This is a genomic window from Erythrobacter westpacificensis (assembly GCF_039542285.1).
Taxonomy (GTDB): domain Bacteria; phylum Pseudomonadota; class Alphaproteobacteria; order Sphingomonadales; family Sphingomonadaceae; genus Alteraurantiacibacter; species Alteraurantiacibacter westpacificensis.
In genome coordinates, this window is sequence record NZ_BAABHV010000003.1 from 1 (window position 1) to 9,756 (window position 9,756).

Annotated in this window: 8 protein-coding genes; all 8 read left to right on the forward strand. The window is 63.3% G+C overall.

All coding sequences use genetic code 11. The features are described 5' to 3' along the window. The coding region (locus ABFX23_RS02095) for a methylmalonyl-CoA mutase family protein (RefSeq protein WP_346031487.1) at positions 1-1,638 on the forward strand (1,638 nt) is incomplete at its 5' end. 2 nt (positions 1,639-1,640) lie between these two features. Beyond that, positions 1,641-3,650 (forward strand): acetyl-CoA carboxylase biotin carboxylase subunit, encoded by a 2,010-nt coding sequence (locus tag ABFX23_RS02100; protein ID WP_119588180.1) that lies wholly within the window; start codon positions 1,641-1,643, stop codon positions 3,648-3,650. Positions 3,651-3,667: 17 nt separating this feature from the next. Beyond that, on the forward strand, positions 3,668-4,414 hold the full coding sequence (locus tag ABFX23_RS02105) for an electron transfer flavoprotein subunit beta/FixA family protein (RefSeq protein ID WP_119588181.1): 747 nt from the start codon (positions 3,668-3,670) through the stop codon (positions 4,412-4,414). After that, positions 4,414-5,343 carry an electron transfer flavoprotein subunit alpha/FixB family protein gene (locus ABFX23_RS02110; protein WP_119588182.1) on the forward strand — a complete coding sequence of 310 codons (930 nt, stop codon included), beginning with the start codon at positions 4,414-4,416 and terminating at the stop codon, positions 5,341-5,343. The genes ABFX23_RS02105 and ABFX23_RS02110 overlap by 1 nt, the downstream gene beginning before the upstream one ends. Before the next feature lies 1 nt (position 5,344). Next, positions 5,345-6,532, forward strand: a complete 1,188-nt coding sequence (bktB, locus tag ABFX23_RS02115; RefSeq protein WP_119588183.1) for a beta-ketothiolase BktB — start codon at positions 5,345-5,347, stop codon at positions 6,530-6,532. A gap of 30 nt (positions 6,533-6,562) precedes the next feature. Continuing rightward, a complete protein-coding gene (gene sucC / locus ABFX23_RS02120; RefSeq protein ID WP_119588184.1) occupies positions 6,563-7,768 on the forward strand; it encodes an ADP-forming succinate--CoA ligase subunit beta in 1,206 nt (401 codons plus the stop codon). Continuing rightward, positions 7,765-8,655 carry a succinate--CoA ligase subunit alpha gene (gene sucD, locus ABFX23_RS02125; RefSeq protein WP_346031488.1) on the forward strand — a complete coding sequence of 297 codons (891 nt, stop codon included), beginning with the start codon at positions 7,765-7,767 and terminating at the stop codon, positions 8,653-8,655. The genes sucC and sucD overlap by 4 nt, the downstream gene beginning before the upstream one ends. Before the next feature lie 56 nt (positions 8,656-8,711). Continuing rightward, positions 8,712-9,756, forward strand: a 1,045-nt coding sequence (locus ABFX23_RS02130; RefSeq protein WP_346031489.1) for an NAD(P)/FAD-dependent oxidoreductase, incomplete at its 3' end; no start/stop codon positions are given.

Sequence of the window (9,756 nt, forward strand, 5' to 3'; positions counted from 1 at the left end):
CGGATCGTATCGGACATTATCGCCTACACCAGCCAGAACATGCCGCGCTTCAACTCGATCTCGATCAGCGGCTATCACATGCACGAGGCAGGTGCGACGGCGGTGCAGGAACTGGCCTTCACCATTGCCGACGGCAAGGAATACGCCAAGCGCGCGATGGAGACAGGGCTCGACATCGACGCCTTCGCGCCGCGCCTGTCGTTCTTCTGGGGCATCGGCATGAACTTCTTCATGGAGATCGCCAAGATGCGCGCCGCGCGCCTGCTGTGGCACGATGTCATGACCGAGCTGGGTGCGAAGAACGCAAAGTCCAAGATGCTGCGCACCCACTGCCAGACCTCGGGCGTGTCGTTGCAAGAGCAGGACCCCTACAACAACGTGATCCGCACCACGCTGGAAGCGCTGTCCGCCGTGCTGGGCGGCACGCAGTCGCTTCACACCAATGCGCTGGACGAAGCGATCGCGCTGCCGACTGACTTCTCTGCCCGTATCGCGCGCAACACGCAGCTGGTGATCCAGGAAGAGACAGGCATCACCAACGTCGCCGATCCGCTGGGTGGCAGCTACTATATTGAGGCGCTGACCAAGGAGATCGCCGACAAGGCCCGCGAACTGCTGGCCGAAGTGGACGCTGCAGGTGGCATGACCGCCTACGTCGCCAGCGGCGCGCCCAAGGCGGCCATCGAATCCGCCGCTGCCGAGAAGCAGGCCAAGGTCGACAAGGGCGAGACAGTGATCGTCGGCGTCAACAAGTACCGCAAGGCCGAGGAAGACCCGATCGATACGCTGGATATCGACAACCACAAGGTCCGCGCCTCGCAGGTCGCCCGCATCGAGAAGGTCCGCCGCAATCGAGACGAGGAGCAGGTGAAGGTCGCGCTGGCCAACCTGACGCGCGGCGCACAGGTGAACCGGGCAGAAAACGAGGCGCTGCTGAAGGATGGCCGCGACGACAAGGGCGTGCCACTGCCGCCCTCACAGCTCGAGAAGCTGGCCGCCGACAGCGAGACGAACCTGCTGGCTCTCGCCGTGGAAGCTGCGCGTGCCGACGCGACGCTGGGCGAAATCTCCGCCGCGATGGAAAAAGCCTTCGGTCGCTACGATACGATCCCGACACCGGTGAAGGGCGTCTATTCCAGCGCCTACGAAGGCGATGCGCGCTATGCACAAGTGGTGGAAGGGGTGGAGGCCGTGGCCCGCCGCCTCGACCATAAGCCGCGTATCCTCGTCGCCAAGATGGGCCAGGACGGGCACGACCGCGGGGCTAACGTAATCGCATCCGCCTTTGCCGACATGGGGTTCGAGGTGATCAGCGGTCCGCTGTTCCAGACGCCCGAGGAAACGGCGAAGATGGCCTTGGAACATGACGTCGACGCCGTGGGCGCATCATCGCTCGCGGCAGGTCACAAGACGCTGATCCCCGAACTCGTGCAACAACTCAAGGACGCAGGCCGCGCCGATATCAAGGTGGTCGCTGGCGGCGTAATCCCGCCGCAGGACTATGACTTCCTGAAGAAGGCAGGTGTCCAAGGTATCTACGGTCCCGGCACCAACGTTGTGGAAGCGGCCGCCGACGTGCTGCGCCTGCTCGGCCACAACATGCCGCCTGCGGGCGAAGAGATGGAGGCGGCGGAGTAATCATGTTCAAGAAAATCCTCATCGCCAACCGCGGCGAAATCGCGTGCCGGGTCATCAAGACGGCGAAGGCCATGGGTATCGAGACCGTCGCGGTCTATTCCGATGCCGATGCGCGCGCGCCCTTTGTGCAGATGGCGGACGAGGCCGTGCATATCGGCCCGCCGCCCGCCAATGAGAGCTACCTGCTTGCCGACAAGATCATTGCCGCCTGCAAGCAGACCGGCGCCGAGGCGGTGCATCCGGGCTATGGCTTCCTGTCGGAGCGCGCCAGTTTCGTGGAGGCGCTGGAAGCGGAAAACATCGCCTTCATCGGCCCGCCCGCCAGCGCGATTGCCGCCATGGGTGACAAGATCGAGAGCAAGAAACTGGCGAAGGAAGCGGGCGTCAACACCGTGCCCGGCTCCGAGGATGCCATCGACACCACCGAAGAGGCGCTGAAGGTCTCCAACGAGATCGGCTACCCGGTGATGATGAAGGCCAGCGCGGGCGGCGGCGGCAAGGGTATGCGCCTCGCGTGGAACGACAAGGACGTTGAGGAAGGCTTCGAGGCGACCAAGCGTGAGGGCCTCAACTCCTTCGGCGATGACCGCGTGTTCATCGAGAAGTTCATCGAGGACCCGCGCCATATCGAGATCCAGGTGCTGGGCGATAAGCACGGCACGGTGCTTTACCTGAACGAGCGTGAATGCAGCATCCAGCGCCGCCACCAGAAGGTGGTGGAGGAAGCGCCATCTCCCTTCGTGACGCCAGAGATGCGCCGCAAGATGGGCGAACAGGCCGTCGCGCTCAGCAAGGCCGTTGGCTATCATTCGGCAGGCACGGTGGAACTGATCGTCAGCGGGGCGGACCCGACCGGCGAGAGCTTCTACTTCCTCGAAATGAACACCCGCCTGCAGGTGGAGCACCCAGTCACCGAAGCCATCACCGGGATCGACCTTGTCGAATACATGATCCGCGTCGCAGCCGGCGAGAAGCTGCCGATGAGCCAGGACGATATTGGAATCGACGGATGGGCGATCGAGAACCGCATCTACGCCGAAGACCCCTATCGCGGCTTCCTGCCCAGCACCGGGCGACTGGTGCGCTATTCAACCCCGGTCGAACCCTGGGCGGGCGACCTGCGCGGCGTGGACGGTGTGCGCTTCGATTCCGGCGTGCAGGAAGGCGGCGAGGTGTCGATCTTCTACGATCCGATGATCGCCAAGCTGGTGACATGGGGGAAGACGCGCGACGAGGCGGCAGACCTGCAGATCGCGGCGCTGGACGCTGTCGAACTGGAAGGCCTTGGCCACAATGTCGACTTCCTCTCCGCGCTGATGCAGCACCCGCGCTTCCGTTCGGGCGAACTCACCACGGGCTTCATTGCCGAGGAATACCCCGAAGGCTTCGAAGGCGCGGCCACGAACGAGGAACGCCGTCGCGTGATCGCGGCCATCGGGGCGGGCGTCGAGTTCACCCACCATGCGCGCCAGCGGCAGATCAGCGGGCAACTGGACGGCCCCCTGCCTGTCACACCCGCGTGGATCGTGCGCGTCGATGGCGTGGACCATACGGTCACACTGGGTGATGGCCATGCCATGGTCGACGGCCACAAGGTAGAAGGGCACTGCGACTGGCAACCGGGGCAGCGCACCGCTACCGCCACGCAGCCCGATGGTCCGACGCTGGGCCTTAGCGTCACGCGCCAGCGACCGAACTGGGCAATCAACACCCATGGCCGCACCTACACCGTGCGCGCGCTGCCAGCGCGGCTGGCCGAACACGCCGGGCACATGATCGAGAAGCAGCCGCCGGACACGTCGAAGATGCTCCTGTGCCCGATGCCCGGCCTCTTAGTGAAGCTGCACGTGGGCGAGGGGGAACAGGTGGAAACCGGCCAGCCGCTCGCCACCGTGGAAGCCATGAAGATGGAAAACATCCTGCGCGCCGAGAAAAGCGGCACAGTCGCCAGCATCAACGCCGAAGAAGGCGAAACGCTGGTGGTCGATGCGGTGATCCTCGAACTGGAGTAAGGAGGGAAATACCTGCCATGAAAATTCTCGTGCCCGTGAAGCGGGTGATTGATTACAACGTGAAGCCGCGCGTGAAGAGCGACGGTTCCGGCGTAGATCTTGCGAACGTCAAGATGAGCATGAATCCGTTCGACGAGATCGCGGTGGAAGAAGCCCTGCGATTGAAGGAAGCGGGCAAGGCCGAGGAAGTGATCGCTGTCTCCATCGGCCCGGCCAAGGCACAGGAAACGCTGCGCACCGCGCTTGCCATGGGTGCGGACCGCGCGATCCTGGTCGAGACCGATGAGGCTGTCGAGCCGCTCGCGGTTGCCAAGATCCTGAAGGCCATCGCCGCCGATGAAGAGCCGGGCATCGTGATGCTGGGCAAGCAGGCGATCGACGACGACAGCAACCAGACCGGCCAGATGCTCGCCGCGCTGATGGAACGCCCGCAGGGCACTTTCGCCAGCAAGGTGGAGATTGACGGCGACGGTGTGTCCGTCACCCGCGAAGTGGACGGCGGTCTCGAGACGGTGAAGCTGACGCTGCCCGCCATCGTCACCACCGACCTTCGCCTGAACGAGCCGCGCTATGCCTCGCTGCCCAACATCATGAAGGCGAAGAAGAAGCCGCTCGATACCAAGACGCCCGCCGACTACGGCGTCGACGTGGCCCCGCGCCTCACCACCACCAACGTCTCCGAACCGCCGGTCCGCCAGGCTGGCGAGATCGTCGAAGACGTGGACGCGCTGGTCGCGAAGCTCAAAGCCCTGGGAGCCATCTGATGACGACGCTCGTATTTGCTGAACCCCACGGCGACGCTGTTGCCGATGCCACCCTCGCCACCGTTACCGCCGCTGCCGCGCTTGGCGGCCCGGTGCACGTGCTGACCACCGCCGCTGGCGATGCGCACGCTGCCATAGCCGGGGTCGAGAAAGTGCTGGTGGCGGACGACGCCGCCTATGCCAACGGCCTTGCCGAGAACCTCGCCCCGCTGATCGCCGGGCTGATGGCCAAAGATGACACAGGCTACGATGCGGTGCTGGCCCCTGCCACCACCACGGGCAAGAACGTGCTGCCGCGCGTTGCCGCGCTGCTCGACGTGATGCAGGTGAGCGACATCATCAGCGTGGAAGGCCCCAAAACCTTCACTCGCCCGATCTATGCCGGCAACGCCATCGCCACGGTCGAATCGAGCGATCCCAAGCTGGTGATCACCGTGCGCACCACGGCCTTCGACAAGGCCGAGGCCACCGGCGGCAGCGCCGGCACCGAAACTGTGAGCGGCCCCGGCGATGCCGGTCTCTCGCAGTTCGTGAAGCTGGACGCGGTCGAGAGCGAACGTCCCGAACTCACCAGCGCAGGCATCGTCGTATCGGGCGGCCGCGCGCTGAAGGACGGCGAGACGTTCGAGCAGTATATCACTCCGCTGGCGGACAAGCTGGGCGCCGCCATCGGCGCCAGCCGCGCTGCGGTGGACGCAGGCTACGTGCCCAACGATTACCAGGTCGGCCAGACCGGCAAGATCGTGGCGCCTGAAGTCTACATCGCCATCGGCATCTCGGGCGCGATCCAGCACCTTGCCGGGATGAAGGACTCCAAGGTCATCGTCGCCATCAACAAGGACCCCGACGCCCCCATCTTCCAGGTGGCGGACATCGGCCTTGTGGCAGACCTGTTCAACGCCGTGCCCGAGCTGGTGGAGAAACTTTGAGATGAGCAAGACTGATATCTACATCGTTGGTGCGGCACGCACAGCCATCGGTGGCTTCGGTGGCTCGCTTGCCAGCTTGCGTCCGGCGGAGCTGGGCGAGATCGCGATCCGCGAAGCCATCGCGCGCTCGGGCCTCGCGGCTGACCAGGTGCAGCATGTCGTCCTTGGCAACGTGATTCCCAGCCAGCCGTCCGACGCCTATGTTGCGCGTGTCGCCGCGGTGAAGGCGGGCGTGCCGGTGGAGGCACCGGCGATGACGGTGAACCGGCTGTGCGGCTCGGGCCTGCAGGCGATCGTCTCGGCAGCGCAGACGTTGGCACTGGGCGAAGCCGAGGTGGCCGTTGGCGCGGGCGCTGAAAGCATGTCCAACGCGCCGCATCACATGCTGAAGGCTCGCCATGGCCAGAAGCTGGGCGATATCGCCATGCTCGACGCCATGCTAGGCGCGCTGACCGACCCGTTCGACGAAGTGCACATGGGCATCACCGCCGAGAACGTAGCCGAACGCTGCGCGATTAGCCGCGAGGATCAGGATGCACTGGCAGTGGAGAGCCATGCCCGCGCCGCGAAGGCCATCAAGGCTGACTACTTCAAGGACCAGATCGTGCCAGTCGAGATAAGGACCCGCAAGGGGATCACCGTGTTCGACACCGACGAGCACGTGAAGCCGAGCACCAGCATGGAAACGCTCGGCGTTCTGCGTGCCGCCTTCAAGAAGGACGGCTCGGTTACCGCAGGCAATGCTTCAGGCATCAACGATGGTGCTGCCGCCGTCGTGCTTGCAACTGGCAAGGTGGTTAAAGAGACCGGCGCGAAGCCGCTGGCGAAGATCCTTGGCTGGGGCCACGCGGGCGTCGAGCCCGATGTGATGGGTCTTGGACCGGTAAAGGCCGTGCCAATTGCGCTTGATCGGGCCGGGCTGACGCTTGAGCAAATCGATGTGATCGAGAGCAACGAGGCCTTCGCGGCCCAGGCTTGCGGGGTCGCGAAGGAACTGGGCTTCGATCCGACCAAGACCAATCCCAACGGGTCGGGCATATCGCTTGGTCATCCGATTGGCGCCACAGGTACGATTCTAGCCGTCAAATGTGCTTATGAACTCCAGCGGTCGGGCAAGCGCTATGGCCTCATTACCATGTGTATTGGCGGCGGGCAGGGCATAGCCATGGTCATTGATAACTGCGCCTGAGGCGCTTGCAAACATTAGGAATTCAAGTTCATGAACATCCACGAATACCAGGCCAAGGAACTGCTCGCGAAATTCGGTATAGGCGTGCCCACCGGCTATCCGGCCATGAGCGTGGAAGAAGCCGTCGAAGGCGCGAAGAAGCTGCCGGGGCCGCTCTACGTGGTGAAAGCGCAGATCCACGCCGGCGGCCGCGGCAAGGGCAAGTTCTCCGAACTTCCGGCCGATGCCAAGGGCGGCGTCCGGCTGGCGAAGTCCATCGAACATGTCGAGCAGGACGCGAAGGACATGCTCGGCAACACGCTCGTCACCGTGCAGACGGGTGACGCAGGCAAGCAGGTGAACCGTCTTTATGTCACCGACGGCGTGGATATCGCCAAGGAATACTACCTGTCGATGGTGATCGACCGCGAGACGAGCCGCGTTGCCATGATCGTTTCCACCGAAGGCGGCATGGATATCGAGGACGTGGCGCACAACACGCCCGAGAAGATCACCACCATCACCATCGATCCCGCCACCGGCTTCATGCCGCACCATGGCCGTGCCGTGGCCTTCGCACTCAAGCTGGAGGGCGGTCTCGCCAAGGAAGCGCAGAAGCTTTCCAAGAAGCTCTACGAGGCTTTCACGAAGCTCGACTGCGCCATGCTGGAGATCAACCCGCTGGTGGAAACCGAAGGCGGCGAGCTGCTGGTGCTCGACACCAAGATGAGCTTCGATTCGAACGCGCTCTATCGCCACTCCGACGTGGAGGAAATGCGCGACGAGACCGAGGAAGACCCGATGGAGGTCGAGGCGGGCAAGCACGATCTCGCCTACATCAAGCTGGACGGCAATATCGGCTGCATGGTGAATGGCGCGGGCCTGGCCATGGCGACGATGGATATCATCAAGCTGAACGGCGCTTTCCCGGCCAACTTCCTGGATGTCGGCGGCGGTGCCACCACCGAGAAGGTGACCGCCGCTTTCAAGATCATCCTGTCGGACCCGGCTGTCGAGGGCATCCTCGTCAACATTTTCGGCGGCATCATGAAGTGCGACATTATCGCCGATGGCATCGTGGCCGCGGCGAAGGAAGTGAACCTGTCCGTTCCGCTGGTCGTGCGACTGGAAGGCACGAACGTGCAGCAGGGCAAGGACATCCTCGCCAATTCCGGACTGCCGATCATCCCGGCGGACGACCTTGGCGATGCGGCGAAGAAGATCGTTGCCGAAGTGAAGCAAGGGGTGTTCGCATGAGCATTCTCGTCGATAAGAACACCAAGGTCATCACGCAAGGCATGACCGGCAACACCGGCACCTTCCACACGCAGCAGGCGCTGGATTACGGCACCAAGATGGTTGCAGGCGTCACCCCCGGTAAGGGCGGTTCCGAGCACCTCGGCCTGCCGCAATTCGATACCGTGCGCCAGGCGAAGGAAGCCACCGGCGCGACGGCTTCGTGCATCTACGTGCCGCCGCCCTTCGCGGCTGACGCGATCCTCGAAGCGATCGAGGCCGAGATCGAGCTGATCATCACCATCACAGAGGGCGTTCCCGTGATGGACATGGTGACCGTGAAGCGCGCGCTGACCGGCAGCAAGTCGCACCTGATCGGCCCGAACTGCCCCGGCGTACTGACCCCGGAAGAGTGCAAGATCGGCATCATGCCCGGCTCCATCTTCAAGAAGGGCAGCGTCGGCGTCGTCTCGCGCTCGGGCACGCTCACCTATGAAGCCGTGCACCAGACCACCGCAGTCGGCCTTGGCCAGACCACGGCTGTCGGCATCGGCGGCGATCCCGTCAACGGCACCAACTTCATCGACGTGCTGGACATGTTCCTCGACGACGATGACACCAAGTCGATGATCATGATCGGCGAGATCGGCGGCAGCGCCGAGGAAGAAGCCGCCGAGTTCATCAAGCAGGAAGCTGCCAAGGGCCGCCGCAAGCCGATGGTCGGCTTCATCGCCGGTCGCACGGCTCCTCCGGGTCGTCGCATGGGCCACGCTGGCGCTATCGTGTCCGGCGGCAAGGGCGGTGCGGACGACAAGATCGCGGCGATGGAAGACGCGGGGATCCGCGTTGCCTCCTCCCCCAGCGAGCTGGGCACCACGCTCGACGCATTGCTGAAGGAACTGGCGTAGTCAGTGGGCAAATCTGCGATCAGGCATTGCGAAGCGCAAAGCGCGAAAGGAACAAGATGGCAGAACATTATGATGTTGTGATTGTGGGAGCTGGGCACGCCGGCTCCCAAGCTGCGATCAGCCTGCGCCAGAACGGCTTCGAGGGCTCAATCGCGCTCTTCGGCCGCGAGGAGGTTCTTCCTTATGAGCGACCGCCCTTGTCCAAGGAGTACATGGCGCGAGAGAAAGAGTTTGAGCGGATCCAGCTCCGTCCAGCCAAGTTCTGGGCGGAGAAATCGATCGCGTTAGAGCTCGGTTGCGAAGTTGTGAGTGTGAACTCCGTAGCCAAGATTGTCCTGCTCGCCGACGGTGAGGAGGTGTCGTACCAAAAGCTGATCTGGGCTGCAGGAGGGGCCCCGCGTAGACTCAGTTGTCCAGGTGCGGGGCTCCGCGCCATCCATGCGGTAAGAACGAAGAGCGATGTCGACCAGATCATGGCCGAGATCGACGCCGGAACCAGGAAAATCGGGGTCATCGGTGGCGGCTATATCGGTCTCGAGGCTGCCGCTGTTCTGCGCAAGCTAGGCCACGATGTCACACTGGTAGAAGCATTACCAAGGGTCCTCGCGCGCGTTGCCGGCGAAGAAATTTCGGACTTCTATGCCGAGGAGCATCGGAAACACGGTGTCGACGTTCGGCTCGCTACCAGCGTTTCATCGCTTGACGGCAAAGACGGCAGAGTTTCCAGAATCTGCCTCGAAAACGGCGAAGGTTTCGCGTGTGATCTCGCTATCGTCGGAATCGGGATAGTCCCTGATGTCGATGCACTGATCGGGGCAGGTGCGCAGTGTGATAACGGAGTGAAGGTCGATGCCTATTGCCGAACCTCTTTGCCCGGTATCTATGCAATTGGCGATTGTGCCCAGCACAAAAACGCGTTTGCCGACGGAGCAAGCATTCGCCTCGAATCGGTCCAGAATGCGAACGATATGGCAGCAACCGCAGCGAAGCACATTTGCGGCAAGGCTGAACCCTATTCGGCCCTACCGTGTGTCCGTCGTCAGAACATTTGGCACAACTCGCGGCGTAGATCAGCGGAGTGTGGGCCTCGTCTCGGATTGA

What these genes read in the sequence shown, in the direction of transcription:
- ABFX23_RS02100 (WP_119588180.1), top strand. Translation starts at nt 1,641, where the DNA reads ATGTTCAAGAAAATCCTCATCGCCAACCGCGGCGAAATCGCGTGCCGG.
- ABFX23_RS02105 (WP_119588181.1), top strand. Translation starts at nt 3,668, where the DNA reads ATGAAAATTCTCGTGCCCGTGAAGCGGGTGATTGATTACAACGTGAAG.
- ABFX23_RS02110 (WP_119588182.1), top strand. Translation starts at nt 4,414, where the DNA reads ATGACGACGCTCGTATTTGCTGAACCCCACGGCGACGCTGTTGCCGAT.
- bktB (WP_119588183.1), top strand. Translation starts at nt 5,345, where the DNA reads ATGAGCAAGACTGATATCTACATCGTTGGTGCGGCACGCACAGCCATC.
- sucC (WP_119588184.1), top strand. Translation starts at nt 6,563, where the DNA reads ATGAACATCCACGAATACCAGGCCAAGGAACTGCTCGCGAAATTCGGT.
- sucD (WP_346031488.1), top strand. Translation starts at nt 7,765, where the DNA reads ATGAGCATTCTCGTCGATAAGAACACCAAGGTCATCACGCAAGGCATG.